This is a genomic window from Micromonospora humidisoli (assembly GCF_016900955.1).
GTDB lineage: Bacteria > Actinomycetota > Actinomycetes > Mycobacteriales > Micromonosporaceae > Micromonospora > Micromonospora wenchangensis.
Genome location: NZ_JAFEUO010000001.1, coordinates 1,037,096 through 1,059,485 on the forward strand (window position 1 = coordinate 1,037,096; position 22,390 = coordinate 1,059,485).

Genomic DNA, 22,390 nt, shown 5'->3' on the forward strand with positions numbered 1-22,390 from the left:
CAGGCAGGGCCCCCGGTGCGGGGGCCCTGCCCATGTCCGGGCCGGTTCCGGGCGGCGCGTCGAGGCAGGTCCCGGGCGGCAGGTCCGGGCCGGTCGTGGCCGGGTGGCCCGGGTCGCTGCCGGCGGGCCGGCGGTGCGCGGCCGGTGGGTGCGTCGGCAGGGGCGGCGGTCAGCCGAAGAAGACGCCGGCCCGGCGGTGCCCGGAGACGCAGAACCGGTTGCCCTCGGTGTCGGCGAGGACGACGTACGGCAGTTGGCCGGGTTCGGGCTCGGTGGGGTAGTGCGGCCAGTCGACCCGTTCGGCACCCAGATCGCACAGCCGGTCGACCTCGTCGTCGAGGTCCCGGTCTCCCGCGTGCAGGTCGAGGTGGATGCGGGGATGGTCCGTCACCGGGCTGACGCTGATGTCCATCGCCAGGGCCACCCCGGTGCTGCCGGGCGGCGGTTCCAGCACGATCCAGCTGTCGCCGGGGTAACGGGGTGGCCGGCGGGCGTAGCCGAGGGCCCCGGCCCAGAACCGGCCGGCGCGCCGGTCGTCGGTCACGCCGAGTGAGACCTGTTCGATCATCGACATCGATCAAGGCTAGTCCGGTCGGGCGGCGGTGTCCGGGGAGCTTCTTCCGGTGTCGTCGGGGTTGGCCCCTTCACAAACCGATGACCGAACGATTACATTGGCGCACATCCATGGGAGCGCTCCCGCGACTCCCCGGTCCACTCACCACCACCCGCCTCCGGCGACGCCCACCACCCGCGACGCCCCCGTCCCCGCGTCCGGTGGGCGTCGCCGGAGGCACCATCGACAGGAGTTCCGCATGCAGCACCCGAACCGGCCCGGCCGGTCGGGCGCGGGCCGGCCCCGGCTCCGCCGCCTGCTCGCCGCCGGTGCCGCCCTGACCAGCGGGCTTGCCCTCGCCATCAGCGCCCTGCCGCTCACCGCCGGGGCCGCCCCCACCGTGGCCGGGCGCGCCGAGGCCGCCGGCACCGGCATGTTCAACTACCCCGAGGCGTTGCAGAAGTCGCTGCTGTTCTACGAGGCGCAGCAGTCCGGCAAGAAGCCGTCCTGGAACCGGGTCTCCTGGCGGGGCGACTCCGCGCTCACCGACGGCGCGGACGTCGGCGTGGATCTCACCGGTGGCTGGTACGACGCCGGTGACCACGTGAAGTTCGGCTTCCCGATGGCGTTCAGCGCCACCATGCTCGCCTGGGGCGCGGTCGAGTACCGCGACGGGTACGTCGCCGCCGGGCAGCTCACTCCGCTGCTGAACAACCTGCGCTTCGTCAACGACTACTTCATCAAGGCGCACCCCTCGGCGAACGTGCTCTACGGGCAGGTCGGCAAGGGCGACGACGACCACAAGTGGTGGGGTCCGGCCGAGGTGCTGCCGATGGCGCGGCCCGCGTACAAGATCGATGCGAGCTGTGGCGGGGCGGACCTGGCGGGGGAGACGGCGGCGGCGATGGCCGCGTCGTCGATGGTCTTCCGGCCCACCGACGCCGCCTACGCCGACAAGCTGCTCACCCACGCCAAGCAGCTCTACACGTTCGCCGACACGGTGCGCAAGAGCTACCACGAGTGCATCACCGACGCGACGAGCTTCTACAAGTCGTGGAGCGGCTACCAGGACGAACTGGTCTGGGGTGCGATCTGGCTGCACCGGGCCACCGGCGACGCCAGCTACCTGGCCAAGGCCGAGAGCGAGTACGACAAGCTCGGCACCGAGCCGCAGTCCACCACCCGGTCCTACAAGTGGACGATCGCCTGGGACAACAAGCAGTTCGGGGCGTACGTGCTGCTGGCCAACCTGACCGGCAAGCAGAAGTACGTCGACGACGCCAACCGGTGGCTCGACTACTGGACGGTGGGCGTCAACGGTCAGAAGGTGCCCTACTCGCCGGGCGGGATGGCCGTCCTCGACTCCTGGGGCGCGCTGCGGTACGCGGCCAACACCAGCTTCGCGGCGTTGGTCTACAGCGACAGGACCACCGACGCCACCCGCAAGGCCCGGTTCCACGACTTCGCCGTCCGGCAGATCAACTACGCGCTCGGCGACAACCCGCGCAACTCCAGCTACGTGATCGGGTTCGGCAAGAACGCGCCGAAGAACCCGCACCACCGCACCGCCCACGGCTCCTGGTGGGACAGCCAGACCGTGCCGGTGGAGACCCGGCACGTGCTCTACGGCGCGCTGGTCGGCGGCCCGTCGGCGGCCAACGACGCCTACACCGACAGCCGGTCCGACTACGTGATGAACGAGGTCGCCACCGACTACAACGCCGGTTTCACCTCCGCCCTGGCCCGGCTCTCCCAGGAGTACGGCGGCACGCCGCTCGCCGGTTTCCCCACCGCCGAGCAGCCGGACATCGCCGAGCTGACCGTGGAGACCACGGTGATGCAGGCCGAGCCCCGGGCCACCGGGCTCAAGGCGATCATCTACAACAAGTCGGCGTTCCCGGCGCGGGCGCTGACCAACGGGAGGTTCCGCTACTACTTCCGCCCCGAGGGCAGCACCGCCGTGCAGGTCACCCCCGGCTACACCCAGGGCTGCCCGTCGCCGTCGACCGCCAGGCAGCTCTCCGGCGACATCTGGTACGTCGAGGTGGACTGCACCGGTCAGACGATCGCCCCGGCCGGGCAGTCGCAGCACCGGATGGAGGTGCAGTTCAAGATCGGCGTACCGGAGGGCGGCACCTGGGATCCGACCAACGACCCGTCGTACCAGGCCACCGCCGGCCCGAACCCGAAGGTGCCGCTGTATGCCGGGACCACCCGGGTCTGGGGTGACGAGCCGACCTCGACGCCGACGGACACCACCCCGCCCACCGTTCCCGGCACCCCGGTCGCCTCGGCGGTCACCCCCACCGGCATGACGCTGACCTGGCCCGCCTCCACCGACACCGGTGGCAGCGGCCTGGCCGGCTACGACGTCGCCATGGAGCCGGTCGGCAGTGACGTGCGTTCCTCCTTCCACACCACCACCAACAGCCTGACCCTGACCACGCTCTCGCCCGCCAGCAACTACCGGTTCTCGGTGCTGGCCCGCGACGGCGCCGGCAACAGCTCGTTGTGGTCGTCGCCGCTCGCGGTGGCCACCCCGGCCGGCACCGGTTCGGACACCAGCGGGCCGACCCCGCCCGGCACCCCGACCGCGTCGAACATCAGCGCGAACGGGGTGACCCTGAGCTGGACGCCGTCCACCGACAACGTCGGGGTCACCGGCTACCGGGTCTACAAGACCTCCTGGCCGGCCCACCTCGTCGTCGCCACGGGCTCCGGTACCACCCTCCAGGTCAACGGGCTGACCCCCGACACGTCGTACGGGTTCTACGTGGTGGCGGTGGACGCCGCCGGCAACCCGTCGACCCCGTCGAAGACCGTCACCGTGCAGACCCTGCCGGGGACCTCGACGCCGACCCCGACGCCGACCTCCACCCCGACCCCGACCCTGCCCGCCTCGTCGTGCAAGGTCGGCTACACCACCAGCGACTGGACCAACGGCTTCACCGCGAGCATCAGCATCACCAACACCGGCACGACCGCGCTCACCGGCTGGAGTCTGGCCTTCACCTTCCCGAGCAGCGGGCAGAAGGTCGGCCAGGGCTGGTCGGCGACGTTCGCCCAGACCGGTACGGCGGTGACCGCGACCAGCATGAGCTACAACGGGGCGCTCGCCCCCGGTGCGTCCACCAGCATCGGGTTCAACGGCACCCACACCGGCAGCAACCCGAAGCCGACGAGCTTCACGCTCAACGGGGCGGCCTGCACGGTCTCCTGATCGTCGACGTGGCGTGGCCGGCACCGCACCTGCGGTGACCGGCCACGTCGCGTCGGGTGGGCCCCGGCAAAAAATGTTCCGAAACTTTTCCGAAACATCTTTGTTCTGACCGGTGCGTGATGGAAACATCGACGGCACTAGATTTAACAACCGCGACGCCCGGCCGTCCCGCCCCGACGGTCCGGGTGCGGGCCAGCAAGGAGGCCACGATGGCAATGAGCCCATCCGTTCATCACGGCGGGAGTCGGCGACGGCGACCACCAGCCGTCCGGGCGCTGCTCGCCGGCGCGGTCAGCGTCGTGACGGTGGCCGCCGTCGCGGTGATGATGCCGTCGGCGAACGCCGCCGCGACCACGTTGGGCGCGGCCGCCGCGCAGTCGGGCCGGTACTTCGGCACGGCGATCGCGGGGGGCCGGCTCGGCGACTCGAACTACACCACGATCGCCGGCCGCGAGTTCAACATGATCACGGCCGAGAACGAGATGAAGCCGGAGGCGACCCAGCCCCAACGGGGCCAGTTCAACTTCACCTCCGGTGACCAGATCTACAACTGGGCGACCCAGCGCGGCCTGAAGGTCCGGGGGCACACCCTGGCCTGGCACGCGCAGCAGCCGCCGTGGATGCAGAGCCTGAGCGGCAGCAACCTGCGCCAGGCGATGATCGACCACATCAACGGCGTGATGGGCCACTACAAGGGCAAGCTCGCCGCCTGGGACGTGGTGAACGAGGCGTTCAACGAGGACGGCAGCCGCCGGTCGTCGAACCTCCAGGGCACCGGCAACGACTGGATCGAGGTGGCGTTCCGCACCGCGCGGGCCGCCGACCCGTCGGTGAAGCTCTGCTACAACGACTACAACATCGAGAACTGGTCGTACGGCAAGACGCAGGGCGTCTACCGCATGATCCAGGACTTCAAGTCCCGGGGCGTGCCGATCGACTGCGTCGGTCTGCAGACCCACTTCACCGGGGGCAGCTCGCTGCCGAGCAACTTCCAGACCACGCTGTCCAGCTTCGCCGCCCTCGGGGTGGACGTGGCGCTGACCGAGGTCGACGTCACGAACTCCTCCACCACCCAGTACGCCGGGCTCACCCAGGCCTGCCTGAACGTGCCGCGCTGCATCGGCATCACCGTGTGGGGCGTACGCGACAGCGACTCCTGGCGCTCCAACGAGAGCCCGCTGCTCTTCGACAGCGGCGGCAACAAGAAGGCCGCGTACAACTCGGTCCTCAACGCGCTCAACGCGGCCCCGCCGACCTCCGGGCCGACCACGGGCCCGCCCACCACGCCCCCGCCCACCACGACCCCGCCGCCGAGCGGCGGCGCCGGACGGATCGTCGGCGTGGCGTCGAACCGGTGCATCGACGTGCCGAACGCCACCCAGACCAACGGCACCCGGGTGCAGCTCTACGACTGCCACGGCCAGTCCAACCAGCAGTGGACGTACACCAGCGGCAAGCAGTTGCAGGTCTACGGCACCAAGTGCCTCGACGCCAACGGCGCGGGCACCGCCAACGGCACCGGGATCATCATCTGGGACTGCAACAGCGGGGCCAACCAGCAGTGGAACATCAACGCCAACGGCACCATCAGCGGCGTGCAGTCCGGGCGCTGCCTGGACGTCTGGGGCACCGGCAACGGCCAGCAGGTCCAGTTGTACGACTGCCACGGGCAGACCAACCAGCAGTGGCGCACCGACTTCGGGGGCAGCACCCCGCCGCCGACCACCCCGCCGGTGACCACGCCGCCGCCGACCACCACGCCCCCGCCGTCGGGCGGCTGCGCGCTCCCGTCGACCTACCGGTGGTCGTCGACCGGCGCGCTGACCAGCCCGAAGAACGGCTGGGTCTCGCTCAAGGACTTCACCAACGTCGTCTACAACGGCAAGCACCTGGTCTACGGCTCGTACGTCAACAGCAGCGGCCAGTACAGCTCGATGAACTTCGGCACGTTCACCAACTGGTCCGACATGGCCTCGGCCAGCCAGAACGGGATGAGCCAGGGCACCGTCGCGCCCACCCTGCTGTACTTCGCCCCGAAGAACATCTGGGTGCTGGCGTACCAGTGGGGGCCGACCTCGTTCAGCTACAAGACGTCGAGCGACCCGACCAACGCCAACGGCTGGTCCTCGGCGCAGACGCTGTCCACCGCCACCCTCCCGGACGCCCCCTACGGCGTGATCGACCAGACCCTGATCGGTGACGACCAGAACATGTACCTGTTCTTCGCCGGGGACAACGGCAAGATCTACCGGTCGAGCATGCCGCTGGGGAACTTCCCGGGCAGCTTCGGGTCGAGCTACACGACGATCATGACCGACTCGACGAACAACCTGTTCGAGGGCGTCGAGGTCTACAAGGTGCAGGGCCAGAACCAGTACCTGATGATCGTCGAGGCGATCGGCAGCCAGGGGCAGCGCTACTTCCGCTCCTTCACCTCCACCAGCCTGGGCGGCTCGTGGACCCCGCAGGCCACCAGCGAGAGCAACCCCTTCGCCGGCAAGGCCAACAGCGGCGCCACGTGGACCAACGACATCAGCCACGGTGACCTGGTCCGCACCAACCCCGACCAGACCAAGACCATCGACGCCTGCAACCTGCAACTGCTCTACCAGGGCAAGGACCCCAACGCGAACACCGACTACAACCTGCTGCCGTGGCGGCCGGGTGTCCTCACCCTCCAGCGCTAGGCGCACCGTCGCACGCGCAACGACCGGGGCGTGTCCGGCACCTGAGGGTGCCGGGCACGCCCCGCCCGGTTTCAGCCGGCCAGTTCCTCGGCGAGCAGGTCCATCAGCAGCGCGTCGTGCCAGCGTCCGTCCGCACCCCGCTCGTACCGCCGCATGACGCCCACCGGCCGGAACCCCACCTTCGCGTACGCCCGGATCGCCGCCGTGTTCGCCGCCGCCGGGTCGACGGTGAACCGGTGGTGGCCGTACTCGTCGACCAGGTGCCGGACCAGGGTGCGGACCGCGTCCCCGCCCAGCCCGTTGCCGCGTACCGCCGGGTCGAGGAAGACGTCCAGGCTGGCGTGGCGGTAGTCCGGGTCGGTCTCGGCGTACCACTGGATCGCCCCGACCAGCCGGCCCGCGTGCTCGACGACGTAGACCGTCACCGTGTCGTCGGCCAAGTCGGCCCGTACCGATGCGGCCAGGTCGTCGCCGCCGCGCCACCAGCGGCGCACCTCCGGGGTGGCCCGGATCGCGGCCAGGGCCGGCACGTCCGCCTCCGTCACCGGGCGCAGCGTGACCGTCCGACCGCGCAGCACCTGTCAGCCCCGCCGCTCGCCGTGCTCGACGCAGACCGCCGACCAGCCGACCGGCAGCACCTGCACCTTCATCCGCCGGCGGCAGTGCCCGCAGTAGCGCGGGGGCTCCAGCACCCGGGCCGCCGCGCAACCCGGGTGCGGGCCCGCCGTGGTGTCCGCACCACAGCGGTCGCACCAGGCCGCGGCCGACGTCAGCACTGCGGACTCCGCCGTACGGCCGCCGGCGGTCGGGTCACCCGCATCGGTCATCATCACCTCACAGGGTGGCGGAGAGCGCCTTGACCGGCATCTTCAGCTCGTCGAGCAGCTTCAGGTCGTCGGTCGCCGGCCGTCCCAGCGTGGTCAGGTAGTTGCCGACGATCACCGCGTTGATCCCGCCGAGCAGGCCGTCGCGGGTGCCCAGGTCACCGAGGGTGATCTCCCGACCGCCCGCGTACCGCAGGATGGTGCGCGGCATGGCCAGCCGGAACGCGGCGATGGCCCGCAGCGCGTCCTTACCCTCCACCACCGGCCGGTCGCCCAGCGGCGTGCCCGGACGCGGGTTGAGGAAGTTCAGCGGCACCTCGTGCGGGTCCAGCTCGGCGAGCTGCGCGGCGAACTCGGCGCGCTGCTCGACGGTCTCGCCGAGGCCGAGGATGCCCCCGCAGCAGACCTCCATGCCCGATTCGCGGACCATCCGCAGGGTCTCCCAACGCTCCTCCCACGAGTGCGTGGTGACCACGTTCGGGAAGTACGAGCGGCAGGTCTCCAGGTTGTGGTTGTAGCGGTGCACGCCCATCTCGACCAGGTCGTCGACCTGCTCCTGGCTGAGCATGCCCAGCGACGCGGCGACCTGGATGTCGACCGCCGCGCGGATCGCGGCGACCCCCTCGCGCATCTGCTTCATCAGCCGGTCGTCCGGGCCGCGCACGGCGGCCACGATGCAGAACTCGCTCGCCCCGGTCGCCGCCGTCTGCTTCGCCGCCTCGACCAGTGACGGGATGTCCAGCCAGACCGACCGGACCGGCGAGGTGAACAGGCCGGACTGCGAACAGAAGTGGCAGTCCTCCGGGCAGCCACCGGTCTTCAGCGAGACGATCCCCTCGACCTCGACCTCCGGGCCGCACCACCGCATCCGCACCTCGTGGGCGAGCTGGAGGGCGGCGGTGAGGTGCTCGTCGGGCAGGGTCAGCACCGCGAGGACACCGGCCTGGTCGAGGCCGACGCCGTCGCCCAGCACCTGGGTCCGGGCCTGGTCGAGGATCTCTGGCATGGCTCGTACCCTACAAGGCCGCAGCGGGCCGGGAAACGCCCGAGCCGACGGCCCCCGGCCATCCCGGCCGCCCCCTTCCGCGTGGCGGTACGGCGGGCCCGCCGCCACGCCGGTGCCGGCCCGGCGGATGGTAATTTCGCCCGACGGCGGCAACGCCGTCACCCACCGGCACGGGCCGGTCGTCGGGCACCCCGGCGACCGGGCGGCAGCGGTGTCAGGTCGGCAGGGTGCCAGGTCGGACGGCGGACGGAGGCGGTGACCGGTGGCGGACTGGCTGGCGGCCCTGGACCGGCGTGCCGCACTGCGGGCGAAGGCGGGGCTCACCCGTACCCTGCGCCCCCGCGCCGCCGGTGACCCGGACGTCGATCTGGCCGGCAACGACTACCTGGGCCTGGCCACCCACCCCGAGGTGGTGGCCGCCGCCGGCCGGGCCCTGTCCGGGTACGGGCTGGGCGCCACCGGTTCCCGGCTGGTCCGGGGCTCCACCGACGTCCACCACGCGCTTGAGGACGACCTGGCCGACTGGCTCGGCGTCGACCGGGCACTCGTCTTCTCCTCCGGCTACCTGGCCAACCTGGCCGCCGTCCGGGGCCTGGTCCAGCCGCGTACCCTGCTCGTCTCCGACGCGCACAACCACGCCTCGCTGATCGACGGCTGCCGGATCTCCGGCGCGGAGACGGTGGTCACCGCGCACGCCGACGTCGACGCGGTGGCCGCCGCGCTCGCCGCCGCGCCGGGCCGCCCGGCGGTGGTGGTCACCGAGTCGGTGTTCTCCGTCGACGGTGATCTCGCGCCGCTGGCCGCGCTGCACGCGGTGGCCCGGCGGCACGGCGCGCTGCTGCTGGTCGACGACGCGCACGGGCTCGGCGTCACCGGCCCGGCCGGTGCCGGCGCGGTGGCCGCCGCCGGGTTGGCCGGTGCGCCGGACGTGGTGGTCACCGCAACCCTGTCCAAGGCGCTCGGCGGCGCCGGCGGGGTGGTCGCCGGTCCGGCCGAGTTCGTCAGGCACCTGGTGGAGACCGGCCGGACCTTCATCTTCGACACCGCGCCGCCGCCGGCCGTCGCCGCCGGGGTACGCGCCGCCGTGGCGTTGGCCCGCGCCGCCGACGACCTGCGCGCCGAACTGGCCGACCGGGCCCGGTACGCGGTACGCCGCCTCGGCGCGGCCGGGTTGCCGGTGTCCACCCCCGACGCCGCTGTGGTGTCGGTGACCGCTCCCGGCCCGGAGGCCGCCACCGCCTGGGCTGCCGACTGCCGGTCCCGGGGTGTCGCGGTCGGCTGTTTCCGCCCGCCGTCCACCCCGGACCACCGCTCCCGCCTCCGGCTGACCCTCTCCACCGGGGTCACCCGGGCGGACTTCGAACACGCCCTGGAGGCCATCGTGGAGTGCGCCCCGCAGTCGCGAACCGGGGGGGGTCCTGTGAGCGTGAGGAGTGAGCCGGGTTTGCGAGCCCCGCAGTCGCGAACCGAGGTGATCCTGCCGTGAGCGGGTGGAAGGGTGCGGTGCTGGTCACCGGGACGGACACCGAGGTCGGCAAGACGGTGGTGACGGCGGCGATCACAGCCGCCGCGCAGGCCGCCGGCCTGCGGGTCGCGGTGGTCAAGCCGGGCCAGACGGGCACGGCCACCGGCGAACCCGGCGACGTGGACTCGGTGACCCGGCTGGCCGCCCCGCTGACCGGTCGTACCCTGGCCAGTTACCCCGACCCGTTGGCTCCGCTGGCCGCCGCCCGGGTCGCCGAGCTGGAGCCGTTGGAGCTGTACACGGCCGTCGACGCGGTCCGCGCGGAGGTCGACAAGCACGACCTGGTGCTGGTCGAGGGGGCCGGTGGGCTGCTGGTGCCGATGGGACTGCGTCCGTCGGGTGAGGCGTGGACCGTCGCCGACCTGGCGGTGTCGCTGGGCGCTCCGGCGGTGGTGGTGGCCCGGGCCGGGTTGGGCACCCTCAACCACACCGCGCTGACCCTGGAGGCGTTGGAGCGTCGGGCCGTGCCCGCCGGGGTGGTGATCGGCGCGTGGCCGGCGGAGCCGCAGCTGGTGCACTGGGCGAACCTGACGGAGCTGGTGCCGAGCCTGCTCGGCGCGTTGCCGGCCGGGGCCGGGGCGATGGATCCGGGCGTGTTCCGCCGGTCCGCCCCGGGCTGGCTCACCCCCGACCTGTACGGGGTGCTCGACGACTGGCGTACCTGGGCCGAGGACGCGGGCTGACCGGTCCGCTCACTCGGTGGCGGGGACCGGCCGGGGCCGGTCGTCCTGCGCAGGTCGCGGGGCGACGACGTGGACCTGGCCGCCCGCGGTGCGGTTGTGCGCCTCGATCCAGGTGTCCAGCGCGGTGCCGCAGGCGTGGTCGAGGTGCCGCAGGCCGTGCAGGTCCAGCCGGACGATCCGGTCGGTGGGCAGCGCGTGCAGGGTGTTGAGGATGGTGGGTAGCCGCAGGAAGGTGGCGTTACCGACGATGGCGACGTCGATCGGGCCGGTGCCGGTGCCGTGGTCGTCGACGGTGACCCGGACGTGCGACGTCTCCCAGGCGACCTTGGCCACGGCCAGGCCGAGGCCGACCAGCACGCCGGTGAACATGTCGGTGGTGACGATGGCGACGGCGGTGACCGTCAGCACCACCGCCTCGCCCCGGTGTGTCCGCCAGAGCCCGGGCAGCGTCCGCAGCGGCAGCAGCTTGCACCCGGCGTGCACCAGCACGGCGGCGAGCGCGGGCAGCGGGATCAGCCCGACCAGGCCGGGCACGGCGGCGACGAAGAGCAGCAGCCACAACCCGTGCAGCACCCGGGACGCCTTGGTCCGCGCGCCGGCGTGCACGTTGGCGGAGCTGCGCACGATGACGGCGGTCATCGGCAGCGCGCCGAGCAGCCCGCAGACCGTGTTGCCGGTGCCCTGGGCGACCAACTCCCGGTCGAAGTCGGTCCGGGGCCCCTGGTGCATCCGGTCGACGGCCGCCGCGCTGAACAGGCTCTCCGCCGAGGCGACCAGGGTGAACGTGACGATGGTGGCGAGTACCCCGAGGTCGGCGAGTTGGCTGGGGTGGCCGAGCGACGGTTGGATCGCCGCGAGCAGCCCCGCCACCTCGATGGTGTCGACGGGTAGACCCAGCACGGCGCTCGCCGCGGACGCCGCGACGACGGCGACCAACGCCCCGGGCACGGTACGCAGTCTGCCGGGCAGCAGGTTCCAGAGCATCATCACCGCGATGGTGGCCGTACCCAGGGCGAGCGACAGCCTGGCTGGTTCGGAGCCGGTCAGCTCACCGACCAGTGCCGGCAGACCGGTGAACGCGGCGAGGCCGACAGGGGCGGTCCCGGCGCCGGCCAGGATGTGCAGTTGACCGGCGATGAGCAGCAGTCCGATGCCGGCGAGCATGCCGTGCACCACGGCCACCGAGATGGCCCGGAACCACCGGCCGAGCCGCAGCAGCCCCAACCCGATCTGAAGCAGTCCGGCGACCAGCACGATCGTGCCGAGGCCGGTCAGGCCGTACCGTTCCACGGCCTCGGCGACGAGCACGGTCAGCCCGGCGGCCGGTCCGCTCACCTGGAGGCTGCTGCCCGGCATCACCCCCACCACCAGCCCACCCACCACCCCGGTGACCAGCCCGAGTTCGACGGGTACGCCGGAGGCGACCGCGATCCCGACGCACAGCGGCAACGCGACCAGGAACACCACGAGCGATGCCGGCACGTCACGCCGCCACTCTCCCCACCTCACCGCCCCCCACCACCCGACGCCACCCCGCCCGCCCCCGCCACCCTGCCGGCCCCCGCCCCCGCCACCCCGTCCCCGCCGCGCGCCACCCCGCCCGCCCCGGTGATCAAGAGGTTTGCGTCAAATCGAAGATCAACGTTGACGCGAACCTCTTGATCAACCCGGGAGGGCGGGGGGAGTGGGCGGGGTGGGGGGAGTGGGGAGGGGGTGGGGTGCATGAGGACCTCCCGGGTTGGTGTGGCGCTTGGCGTCACACGGGGTTCAACCCTTGGCGGGGAGTGGGGGTTACGCCCGTTTCCGCAGGTGAACGGGGTTCAGGCGAGGCTGCGGCGGGAGGCTACGGCGTGGTGGCGCGGCGGACCACGAAGGCGTCGGGCATCCGGAAGGTGAGGTTGTCCGGGCACCACGGCGGACGTACCACCGTCACCGCGTCCAGCAGCGGTGCCGCCTCGGCGACCACCACCGCCGCCTCCAGCCGGGCCAGTTGCGCGCCGACGCACCGGTGCGCCCCCGCCCCGAAGGCCAGGTGCCGGCGGGACCCACGCTGCCCCGGGCGGAACCCGGCCGGGTCGGCCACCACCGCCGGGTCGCAGCCGGCCCGGGCCAGCCACAGCAGCATCGAGCTGCCCGCCGGCACCGGCGTACCGCCCAGGGTCGTGTCGACCGCCGCCACCCGCCGCCAGGTGACGATCGGCGGGTCCCGGCGCAGGCCCTCCTCGACCACGTCGGCGACGGCGACGGTGCCGGCCCGCAGCCCGGCACGCACCCCCGGTTCGCCGGTGAGCCGGTGCAACAGCAGGGTGAGGAACTGGCTGGTGGTCTCCTGTCCGGCGACCAGCAGGAAGAACAGCGCCCCGACCACCACGTCGGGGGAGTGCCCGGCGGCGCGCAGCCGACCGGCCAGGCCGCCCCCGGTGCCGGCGAACTCCCGCAGTACGGCATGGAACCGGCCCACCTCGGCGGCGAGGCTCTGCTGCCGCTCGGCGTCCAGCGGGGCCCAGAACAGCTCCAGTGCCGCCCGCGCGAAGTCCTTCACCGCGCCCACCGGGGCGTCCGGCAGCTCGACCAGCCGGGCCAGCGCCAGCAGCGGCAGATCGGCGGCGAGCCGGGCGTGCAGGTCGACCGGCCGGCCGGCGGCCAGTTCGGCGGCGATCCCGGCCACCCGGGCCCGCACCAGCGTGGTCAACCACGGCCGTTGGGCGGCCACCCGGTCCGGGTGCAGCGCCTCGGCGACGATCGCCCGGATCTCCGGGTGGGTGTCCCCGGCGTTGTTGGCCAGCGTCGGCGGCAGCCGGAACCGGTGCGCGGTGAGCACCCGCAGCGCGGCCACCGGGATCGGGGTCACCGCGTCCAGGGCGTTGTCGGGCCGCCAGGTCACCGGGTCGGCGAGCACCTGCCGGACCAGCGCATGCCGGGTCACCACCAGGTGTACGCCACCGACCCGGTCGACGACCCTGGCCACGTCCGGCCAGGGTTCGTCGACGGACGCCTCCCACCCCCGGAACAGCACCCGGTCACGCTAGCGGGCGGCCCCCGGCGGGGCGGGGTCCAGTTCCCACACCGTGGTGTGCTTCACCCGCATGCTCTCCAGCGCCTCCGGCACCGGCACGTCGTAGCCGGCCAGTTCGCGGAACCGTTCCCGGGGCAGGAACGCCCGGCCCGGGTCGCCGACCAGCACCCGGGCACCCGAGCGGGCGGCCCGCAGCAGGAAACGCAGCACCCGGCGGGCCATCGCCTCGCTGTAGAAGACGTCCCCGGCGAGCAGCACCTCGGCGTCCCCGGCGTCGCCGTCGAGGACGTCGGCCAGTTCGGCGTCGACGCGTACCCCGTTGGCGTGGGCGTTGAGGGCGACGGCGGCGACGGCCCGCTCGTCGATCTCCACCGCCCGTACGGCCGCCGCGCCGGCCCGTGCGGCGGCGATGGCGACCAGGCCGGAGCCGGAGGCGAGGTCGAGCACCCGGCGGCCGGCGACGGTCTCCGGGTGGTCGGTGACGTACCGGGCCAGGCCCTGCCCACCGGCCCAGGCGAAGGCCCAGAACGGCGGCGGCTGGGAGCTGCGGAACTCGCCCTCGGTCAGCTCCCACAGGCCGATCGGCTCGTCGGCCTGGTGCAACCGCACCTCGGGTACGAAGGCGACCGGGGCGAGCCGGGCGTGCAGCCGGACGAAGGCCGCGGAGAGATCGGACACCCGCCCAGGATGTCAGCCGCGCGAACCCCGGCGCGGTCGACCCTCACCGGCCCGACGAAGCGGCCAAGCCCACACCGTCACCCGGCGTGTCGGCGAAGGCGGGTGACCGGTTCACCACTGTCGGTGTTAACCGGCCCCGTACTTGCCGACCGGCGCGAACACGCCCGTCTACCGGCTTCCCCATCGTGCTCATAGCGTGGCGGGTGGACAAGACCGACGGGAGGAGCGAGGCGGTGGTGATGGTGTGGCGGAACGCGCTACGGGTCGGGGCGGTGCTGGCCTGCCTGTCGGGGACAGCGCTCGTCGGGCCGACACCGGCGTCGGCGGCGGACCGCTTCTCCACCGAGCTGAGTGGCCTGCCGGCCCAGTTCACCGCCGGGGACCAGGTGCGGACGGTCTCGGCGGTGGTGTCCAACAAGGGCGACGGCGGCTGCGTGAAGGTCCGCTGGTCGATGGTGCTCTCGGTGCAGGGGCTGCGACTGGACCAGGTCAAGATGGACCGGGTCGAGGAGACCGGCTCGTTCCCGCTGGACATCCGGGCGCAGGGGGACGTGGCCCGGTTGACCGACCGGCAGCTCGACCCGGGCACCCTCTGCCCGGACCGCACGGTCACCGCCACCTACCGGGTGGCCTTCGCCGAGGACGTCACCCGGGGTCGGATCACCATGGCCGCCGAGGCGTACGACCCGAACCTGCGGCTGCTCGCCCGACGTACCGCCACCCGGCAGGTCGTCGGCACGGCACCACCGCCCACCACGGCGGCACCCGAGCCGACCACCGCGTCGCCGGAGCCGACCGAGGAGGTGCTGGAGCCGACCGAGGAGGAGACCGAGCCGACCGAGGAGGCGCTGGCCGAGGTGCCGCCACCGGCCGCGGCGAACCGTTCGGCCAACGCCAGTGGGGGCTTCGGGGTGGTGCAGGCGGCGTTCCTGCTCGGCGGCCTGCTGCTCTTCCTCGGCGTCGGCCTGCTGATGCGGCTGCGGCAGCTCACCCGGACCGCGTCCGACGGGGTGGAGGGCGACGATGCGCGCCCGGTCCGTCGGCCCGTCCGCTGGACCACCGTCCGACGGTGATCGGGGGCCGCCGGGGCCGGGTGGCGCCACCACCCGGCCCCGGCGGGTTTCACTTCGCGAACACCTGGAACTCGGCGATCCGCACCTGGTCGCGCGCCGGGCTGGCGGTCGCGCAGTCGGTCCGGGTCGCCGGGTCGTCGTCCTGCTCACCGGCGTACGCCGGGCCGCCGGTGCACTGGCTGGCCAGCACCTCCAGCCGGACGTGGGTGGCGACGGTGGCCGGCACCCGGAACGAGCGGGCGATCAGGTCCCGGCTGTAGGCCCGGTACCTCCCGCCGGGGAACGCGTCGTCGGCGCTGGTGTAGACCCGGGTCCAGCGGGCCGGGTCGGCGCAGTCGGTGGTGGTCGCGTCGCAGGTCGACACCGCGAACGACCGCAGCGCGCTCAGCGCGTTCTGCGCGCCGGGGTCGGCGTCGCCGGTGATCGCCGGGCGCAGCATCGCGCTGACGGTGACCCGTTGCACCGGCTGCGGGGTGCCGAAGGGCAGCGTCACGGTGACCTGCCTGCCGGCCACCCCGGTCAACGACGCCCAGTTGGTGGCCTCGGTGTCGTCGGCGATCCGGTCCAGGTTCACCCCGTCCCCGGTGATCGTCGCCCCCGAGGTGGTGGATGCCAGGTTCTGGCTCAGCCGCAGGTCGACGTACCCCTGCTGGCCGGCCTTGGCGACCACCTCCAGGCGCTGGTGGCCGAAGCCGGGGGCGACCGCCAGCACCTGGTACGTCCCGGCGACGGCCTCGAAGGTGGCCGGTAGCGGGGTGGCCGGGTCGGTGTCGGCGACCGGGGTGGCCCGCGCCTCGTAGTCACCGACGTAGAGCCGGATCGGCGCGTTGACGCTGTCGCCCCGGGGACGCAGGGTCAGCGTGGCGTTGCCGCCGGCCGGGCTGGCGAAGCTCGGCGTGGGGTCGGTGTCGGCGGCGCCGACGGTGGCGGCGTCCCGGCCCATCCCGGAGCGGGCGAACTCGGCCCAGATCAGCTCCTGGTTGGCCCCGCCGAAGCGCAGCCGGTCGGCGGTGAGCAGGTTGTCCCGCATGTCGAGCATGCTGACCTGGCTGGCCGCCTGGAGCAGGAACGAGTCGAAGACCAGCTGCACCCAGCGCCGGTTGCCCGGGCAGTTCTCGGCGGCCACCCGGCCCTGCGCGCAGTCGAGCTGCCGCGCCGGGGTGCCCAGGCCGTACTTCTTGACCAGGGCGGCGCGGATGCGGAAGTTGGTCGCACCCCAGATCTCCCCGTCGGCGTGCACCGCCGGGCCGCCGGTGTTGTAGCCGACGTCGGAGTAGTTGAGCGGGCTGCGGCTCAGGTCGTAGTTGCGGATGCCGCTGACCAGGTTGCCGGTGACGTAGCCGCCGGTGACGAAGGGCGTCTCGCCGGGGGCGCGCAGGCCGTGTTCGTAGAGGTACTCGGCGGCGAGCAGGTCGCTCCACGACTCGCCCATCGCCCCGCCCTGGTGGCCGCTGATCCCGCTGTCCGGGCCGGCGATCATCCGGTTGGTGATGGCGTGGGTGTACTCGTGGCCGATCACCGTCATGTCGTAGTCGCCGTCGACGCACGGCGGGTACGGCCCACCGGCCTGCGGCTGCCACAGGTACATGTTGGTGCTCGGCGGCAGGCCGTCACGCGGGGTGGACTGGTTGGCGTTGTTCCGGTTGCCGCTCAGCGCGCCCTGCTGGGCCCGCCCCTGCTCGGCGTCGCCACCCAGCCCGGCACCGCTGACGTTGACCGCCTGGAGGTTCCAGCTGGCCTCGGTGAAGCCCAGGTGCCAGGCCCAGTCGTGCATCCGGTTGTGCATGGCGAACAGGTTGGCGGTGGCGGCGTCGGCGTCGTTGCGCTGGGCGGAGGTGAACACCGCCGGGTTGCAGCGGGCCTGGTGCCACTGGTCGGTGAACGGGTACTCGTAGCGCCGGTCCGGGCGGTCCGGGGCGTTGACCATGGGGCTGCCGGCGCCCCAGGAGACCACGGTGTTGGCGGAGTTGCCCCGGGTGGTGCCGGTGGGCGTGCCGGTGGCGAGGTCGACGTCCCAGGGTTGCCCGCCCGCCGGGTCGCGGAAGGCGGCGGCGCAGTCGGGTGCGGGGCTGGCGCACCAGCGGACCCGGGGGTCCTGCCCGGGGGCGAGGTCCTGCGGCGGGGTGGCCGGGTAGACCGCCCAGCTCGGGTTGTCGGAGTCGAAGTCGACGAGGTCCTCGCGGACCAGCACCTTCCCGGTGATCCCGTCGACGTAGGTGGTGAAGGCCGCCGGGTGGTCGCTGTCCTTACCGATCAGGGTCACCTCGTAGGCGGCCCGGTTGCCGTCGACCGGGGTGGGCACGGCGACCTGGCGCACCCGGTGGCTGGCCACCGCGTCGGTGGCCAGGCCGGCGTCGGCGAGCGCGTCGGCGTACGCCTGCCCGGCGGTGCGGGTGGCCGGGGCGGGGGCGGCGGCGTCCCGGGACAGCGAGGAGCTGACCGAGAGCACGGTGCCGTCGGCGACCGCCACGGTGACCAGCCCGTCGTGACCGGCGGGCAGGTCGCCGAAGCGCTGTCGCAGGGTGACCACCGCGCCGTCGCCGATCCGCCGGACCAGGATCCGGTCCATGGTGGCGACCGCGTCGGCGTCGAGCCCGAACAGGTCCCGCTGGGTGGTGAGGTAACGCCGGGCGGCGGCCTCCGGGTCGGCGGGCAGGCCGGTGGCGAGCCGGCCCGGGCCGAGGGCGTGCGGGGTGCCGAGCCGGTTCCAGCGCACCGGGGCGCCGGTGGCCCGGGCCAGGCTGCGCTGGCGGGCCTCGGGTGCGGCGGTACCGGTGCGGTTGTCGACGTCGGCGGCCTGGTGGCGGTCGTCGGCGAACGAGCCGGAGCGGCCCGGGGCCGGGGCCGCGGTGTCGCCCGGCGCGGCCGTGGCGGTGCCCCCGCCGGGCAGCAGGGCGGCGACCACGGCGGCGGTCGCCAGTACGGGAACGAGCCGGCGTCGATGCCGGCTCGTTCGGGGTGTCCACTCCGGTCTGGGCACGGAACCTCCTCGTGGGAGCGGGGACCGGCGCGACGCCGGCCCGGCGCAGGCGGGGTAACGCATGCGCATACGTGGATACCAGGCGGATCGGACGGGGGCAATGGCCCGCGCTGCGCGGATCAGACGAGCTGGGCGGGGTCGAGCCCCAGTTCCCGGGCCGTGACCAGCCGGATCCACTCGCCGAACTGACGCCGGGAGATCACCCGCTCGTGCACGGCGAGCTGGACGGCGAGCCCGTCCATCACCGCGTTGATCCGCCAGGCGGCGCCGGCCGGGTCGGCACAGTCGAAGGTCCCGTCGGCCACCCCGGCCGAGATCACCGCCGCCAGGTCCTCCCGCCAGCGCAGGTCCAGCCGTCGGCAGACCTTCTCCAGTTCCGGGGTGCGCAGCGACTCCGCCCAGCCGTCGATCCACATCGCCCAGGGCCGGCCGGTGGGGGTGTAGAGACGCAGGATGCGCCGGAGCTTGGTCAGCGGCGGGGTGGCGGAGCGCAGCACCGCGTCCAGCCGGGACAGTTCCTGCTCGACGGCGTACGCGAACGCCTGGGCGAGCAGCCGCTCCTTGGTGGCGAAGTGGTAGAAGACCAGCGCCTGGCTGACTCCGGCGGCGGCGGCGACGTCGGCGGTGCGGGTGTTGGCGAGTCCACGCTCGACGATCACGTCACAGGCCGTGCGCAGCAGGGAATCCAGGCGGACATCGGCGGCGGCACGTCTCGTCACGCCGCTACGGTAACCTATCGAACCGAGCACAGGGAGTTACCGACCCGCCCGATCGGGCTGCCGGCAGTCGGAAGCCGGACAGCACCCCGCAGCGAGTGGGCTACCTTTCCGACCTGTTCACCAGGGGTGCCGGCGACGCACCCCACCCCGGCAGCCAACTCTCCTAGGAAGCTCTGGCGGTGGTGGGGTCGGTCACCGCCCGGTGGTCGAACGCGCCGTCAGCGGCCCCGATTTGGCATCGGTGGAACCGCTCGGCTAGAGTTTCCATCCGTCACCGGGTGTCGTCCCGGAGGCAAGCGGACGTAGCGCAGCTGGTAGCGCATCACCTTGCCAAGGTGAGGGTCGCGGGTTCGAATCCCGTCGTCCGCTCGGAGCTGCCGCCACGCATGACGGGGGCAACCTCGGTGGGGTGGCCGAGAGGCGAGGCAACGGCCTGCAAAGCCGTGTACGCGGGTTCAAATCCCGTCCCCACCTCGGTAACAGGCACGGGCGATTGGCGCAGTGGGAGCGCGCTTCCTTGACACGGAAGAGGTCACTGGTTCAAACCCAGTATCGCCCACACGGTCAGTAGAGCCACCTTCCGATTCCGGAAGGTGGCTCTACTGCTTATCTCTCCCGGCCCCGCCGTCGGCCGGGTCGGGAGTGCTCCCGCTGTCGCGGGGGAGCCGGAACCCGTCAGCCCGGCCGGACCCTCCCGACTCATGGGAGACGATCGCTCCGCGTCGATGTGATGTCTATCCTGGCTCCGACGCTGCCAGGGGACGTCGCTACGCCGGGTGGGTGTGGAGTGGGGGAGACCGGTCGGGAGGCGCTGCTCGCGTTCGCCGACGAGCTACGGCGGCTGCGGCAGCGCGCCGGCGGCCCGTCGCTGAACACGTTGGTCGCGGTCGCCGCCCGCCGGGGCAGGCCACTGGCCCGATCCACCCTCAGCGACAAGCTCAACGCCAAGTCGCTGCCGGACTGGGACTTCGTCGTCGACTACCTGGGGGCCTGCGTCGCGTACGCCGAACAGGCCGGCACCCGGTTGCCCGCCGAGCTGACCGACCCGGCCGGGTGGGAGACGGCGTACTGGCGGATGCTGGGGGCGGCGGACGCGGCGCGGGCCGACGAGCGGCTCGCTGCCGCCGCCCGCGCCGAACGAGGTCGACGGGCGCGTGTCGGCTCCCCGCCGGCGGCCCCGGCCGAGCAGACCCCGGCACCGCTCGTGCCCCGCCAGCTACCGGCGGCGGTACGGCACTTCGCGGGGCGGACCGCGCCGCTCGCCGCCCTGACCGCACTGCTCGCCGAGCCGCCCGGCCCGCCGGGCACGGTGCCCGTCTCGACCATCGGCGGTACGGCGGGAGTGGGCAAGACGGCCCTCGCCGTGCACTGGGCACACCGGGTCGCCGACCGGTTCCCGGACGGGCAGCTCTACGTCAACCTGCGCGGCTACGACCCCGAGTCGCCGGCGCTGAGCCCGGCCGAGGCGGTCGCCGGTTTCCTGGAGGCCCTCGCGGTACCCGCGGAACGCATCCCCGTCGGGTTGGCGGCGCAGGCGGCGCTGTACCGCAGCCTGCTCGCCGACCGGCGGATGCTGGTGCTGCTGGACAACGCCCGCGACGCCGACCAGGTGCGTCCGCTGCTGCCCAGCTCACCCGGCTGCCTGGTCCTGGTGACCAGCCGCAACCAGCTCCCGGGGCTGGTCACCGCCGAGGGTGCCCGCCCGCTCCCGTTGGACGTGCTGTCCCCGACGGAGGGGCGTGAGCTGCTGACCCGCCGGCTGGGCGCGGACCGGGTCGCGGCGGAGCCGGCCGCGGTGGACCGGATCGTCGCCGCGGCGGCGGGGTTGCCGTTGGCGCTGGCGATCGTGGCGGCGCGGGCCGCCACCTACCCGGATTTCCCGCTCGCCCGGCTCGCCGCCGAGCTGACCGCCACCCGGGGTGCCCTCGACGCGTTCAGCGGCGGGGAGGCCGGCACCGACGTGCGGGCGGTGCTGTCCTGGTCGTACCGGGGGCTGGACCCGGCGGCGGCCGACCTGTTCCGGGTGCTCGGGACGCATCCCGGCCCCGACGTGTCCGTCGCGGCAGCCGCCAGCCTCGCCGCCGTCGCGCCGGCCGAGGTACGCCGGCCGCTGGCGGTGCTGACCCGGGCGAACCTGCTCACCGAGCACACCCCCGGCCGGTACACCCTGCACGACCTGCTCCGCGCGTACGCCGTCGAACTGGCCGTGGCCACCGACTCCGCCGGGCTCCGGCAGGCCGCGCTGTGCCGGCTGCTCGACCACTACCTGCACACCGCGTACGCCGCTGCTCTGCTGCTGCACCGGCACCGCGACGACATCGACCTGCCGGCGGCGCAACCCGGGACGGCGGTGCTGGTGCCGGCCGACCGGGACGAGGCCTGGGCGTGGCTCGCCGCCGAACACCGGGCGCTGCTCGCCGCGATCGGCCTGGCCGCCGAGAACGGGTTGCCCACCCACGCCTGGCAGTTGGCGTGGAGTGTGAACACCTACCTCGACCGGGTGGGCGCCTGGCCGGACCAGTCCCGCGCCCAGGAGTGGGCGCTGCGGGCCGCCACCGCGGCGGGCGACCGGGACGGCCAGGCCCGCGCCCACCGCAACCGGGCCGTCGCCTGCCTGCGTCTCGGCGCGTACGACGAGGCCCGCGACCACCTGGAGCGATCCCGACACCTGTACGCCGAACTCGGCGACGGGGTCGGCGGCGGCCGTACCGAGCTGAACCTCGGTATCCTCGCGGAGCGCCAGGGCGACCACCGGCGGGCGCTCGACCACGCACAGCGGGCGCACCGCCTGTTCGAGGACGCCGGCCACGCGCAGGGGCAGGCCAACGCGCTCAACAACATCGGCTGGTACCACATCCAGCTCGGCGACCACCTCCGCGCGCTGGACTACTGCGGGCGGGCGCTGGTGCAGCAGCAGCAGACCGGGAACCGGTACTGGGAAGCACACGCCTGGGACAGCCTCGGCTTCGCGCACCACCAGCTCGGCCGGCACGGCGACGCCATCGACTGCTACACGCACGCGCTCGCGCTGTGGCGGGAGGCCGGCGAACGGTACTACGAATCCGTCACGCTGATGCATCTCGGTGACAGCCACCGGGCCACCGCCGCGCCCGACGCCGCCCGGGCCGCCTGGGCGCAGGCCCTCGACGTGCTCGACCGGCTCGGCCACCCGGACGCCGCCCTGGTGCGTGGCCGGCTCGACGGGACGCCAACGCCTCCGCGATAGTCTCCCGGGAATCCACTGTCCGGTGATTTCCCGGACGCTCCGGAAGGGCCGGAAACAATTGTCGCAGGTGGCGGGAATCAGCCGTCGGTGGCGTCCGGGAAAATCCCGGAAAGCGTGCGCGACTGCGGATGTCGTGCCAGCCCAAAGGGTCTGTACTGCATTTCTTGATGCTCCGGGTCAATGACATCGACTTCAATTTA

The 22,390-nt window shown here is 73.2% G+C and carries 14 protein-coding genes, 3 tRNA genes and 1 pseudogene; 9 read left to right on the forward strand and 9 right to left on the reverse strand.

The annotated features are described in order from the left end of the window. Positions 1 to 169: 169 nt before the first annotated feature. Positions 170 to 574 carry a VOC family protein gene (locus JQN84_RS04570; RefSeq protein WP_239484657.1) on the reverse strand — a complete coding sequence of 135 codons (405 nt, stop codon included), beginning with the start codon at positions 572 to 574 and terminating at the stop codon, positions 170 to 172. Between the two features lie 238 nt (positions 575 to 812). Here JQN84_RS04570 and JQN84_RS04575 point away from each other — a divergent pair, with 238 nt between their 5' ends. Together JQN84_RS04575 and JQN84_RS04580 are read left to right on the forward strand one after the other, a co-directional pair. Next, entirely contained in the window at positions 813 to 3,773 is a 2,961-nt protein-coding gene (locus JQN84_RS04575; protein ID WP_204957102.1) for a glycoside hydrolase family 9 protein, read from the forward strand. Between the two features lie 209 nt (positions 3,774 to 3,982). Beyond that, positions 3,983 to 6,460, forward strand: coding sequence for a non-reducing end alpha-L-arabinofuranosidase family hydrolase (locus JQN84_RS04580; protein ID WP_204957104.1), 2,478 nt, complete (start codon positions 3,983 to 3,985; stop codon positions 6,458 to 6,460). 71 nt (positions 6,461 to 6,531) lie between these two features. On the opposite strand, the gene JQN84_RS04585 is transcribed toward JQN84_RS04580, so the two are convergent. From JQN84_RS04585 to bioB, 3 genes are read right to left on the reverse strand one after another with little or no spacing between them, the layout of a single operon-like run. Then, a complete protein-coding gene (locus JQN84_RS04585) occupies positions 6,532 to 7,038 on the reverse strand; it encodes a GNAT family N-acetyltransferase (RefSeq protein WP_204957105.1) in 507 nt (168 codons plus the stop codon). 3 nt (positions 7,039 to 7,041) lie between these two features. Continuing rightward, positions 7,042 to 7,290, reverse strand: coding sequence for a biotin synthase auxiliary protein BsaP (gene bsaP, locus JQN84_RS04590; protein WP_372445898.1), 249 nt, complete (start codon positions 7,288 to 7,290; stop codon positions 7,042 to 7,044). A gap of 4 nt (positions 7,291 to 7,294) precedes the next feature. After that, positions 7,295 to 8,290 (reverse strand): biotin synthase BioB, encoded by a 996-nt coding sequence (bioB, locus tag JQN84_RS04595; RefSeq protein ID WP_204957106.1) that lies wholly within the window; start codon positions 8,288 to 8,290, stop codon positions 7,295 to 7,297. Between the two features lie 262 nt (positions 8,291 to 8,552). On the opposite strand from bioB, the pseudogene JQN84_RS04600 reads away from it, so the two are divergent. Next, positions 8,553 to 9,686: pseudogene (locus JQN84_RS04600) on the forward strand (8-amino-7-oxononanoate synthase); the annotation flags it as partial. A 107-nt stretch (positions 9,687 to 9,793) separates the two neighbouring features. Beyond that, positions 9,794 to 10,498 carry a dethiobiotin synthase gene (gene bioD / locus JQN84_RS04605; RefSeq protein WP_204957340.1) on the forward strand — a complete coding sequence of 235 codons (705 nt, stop codon included), beginning with the start codon at positions 9,794 to 9,796 and terminating at the stop codon, positions 10,496 to 10,498. 9 nt (positions 10,499 to 10,507) lie between these two features. Here the strand turns inward: bioD and JQN84_RS04610 are convergent, their stop codons facing one another. The 3 genes from JQN84_RS04610 to JQN84_RS04620 form a co-directional block, all read right to left on the reverse strand. After that, on the reverse strand, positions 10,508 to 12,007 hold the full coding sequence (locus JQN84_RS04610; protein ID WP_204957109.1) for a SulP family inorganic anion transporter: 1,500 nt from the start codon (positions 12,005 to 12,007) through the stop codon (positions 10,508 to 10,510). 334 nt (positions 12,008 to 12,341) lie between these two features. Beyond that, the gene (locus JQN84_RS04615) at positions 12,342 to 13,514 is read right to left on the reverse strand and encodes a cytochrome P450 (protein ID WP_204957111.1); all 1,173 of its coding nucleotides are present in this window, start codon (positions 13,512 to 13,514) and stop codon (positions 12,342 to 12,344) included. A 9-nt stretch (positions 13,515 to 13,523) separates the two neighbouring features. Continuing rightward, positions 13,524 to 14,192 carry a class I SAM-dependent methyltransferase gene (locus JQN84_RS04620; protein WP_204957112.1) on the reverse strand — a complete coding sequence of 223 codons (669 nt, stop codon included), beginning with the start codon at positions 14,190 to 14,192 and terminating at the stop codon, positions 13,524 to 13,526. Between the two features lie 203 nt (positions 14,193 to 14,395). On the opposite strand from JQN84_RS04620, the gene JQN84_RS04625 reads away from it, so the two are divergent. Next, the gene (locus tag JQN84_RS04625) at positions 14,396 to 15,265 is read left to right on the forward strand and encodes a hypothetical protein (protein ID WP_281899460.1); all 870 of its coding nucleotides are present in this window, start codon (positions 14,396 to 14,398) and stop codon (positions 15,263 to 15,265) included. Between the two features lie 49 nt (positions 15,266 to 15,314). Here JQN84_RS04625 and JQN84_RS04630 read toward each other — a convergent pair whose 3' ends face one another. Both JQN84_RS04630 and JQN84_RS04635 read right to left on the reverse strand, forming a co-directional pair. Then, complete coding sequence (locus tag JQN84_RS04630) at positions 15,315 to 18,245, reverse strand: M36 family metallopeptidase (protein ID WP_204957113.1); 2,931 nt, start codon at positions 18,243 to 18,245, stop codon at positions 15,315 to 15,317. A gap of 119 nt (positions 18,246 to 18,364) precedes the next feature. After that, on the reverse strand, positions 18,365 to 18,964 hold the full coding sequence (locus JQN84_RS04635; protein WP_204957114.1) for a TetR/AcrR family transcriptional regulator: 600 nt from the start codon (positions 18,962 to 18,964) through the stop codon (positions 18,365 to 18,367). Between the two features lie 296 nt (positions 18,965 to 19,260). On the opposite strand from JQN84_RS04635, the gene JQN84_RS04640 reads away from it, so the two are divergent. The 4 genes from JQN84_RS04640 to JQN84_RS04655 all read left to right on the forward strand — a co-directional run bounded on the left by JQN84_RS04640 (position 19,261) and on the right by JQN84_RS04655 (position 22,190). Beyond that, a tRNA-Gly gene (locus JQN84_RS04640) sits at positions 19,261 to 19,333 on the forward strand. Positions 19,334 to 19,367: 34 nt separating this feature from the next. Continuing rightward, positions 19,368 to 19,438: transfer RNA gene (locus JQN84_RS04645), tRNA-Cys, on the forward strand. A gap of 13 nt (positions 19,439 to 19,451) precedes the next feature. Continuing rightward, positions 19,452 to 19,523: transfer RNA gene (locus JQN84_RS04650), tRNA-Val, on the forward strand. Between the two features lie 228 nt (positions 19,524 to 19,751). Then, positions 19,752 to 22,190: an ATP-binding protein gene (locus JQN84_RS04655; protein ID WP_307821005.1), complete on the forward strand. Its 2,439-nt coding sequence runs from the start codon at positions 19,752 to 19,754 to the stop codon at positions 22,188 to 22,190. Positions 22,191 to 22,390: the final 200 nt, after the last annotated feature.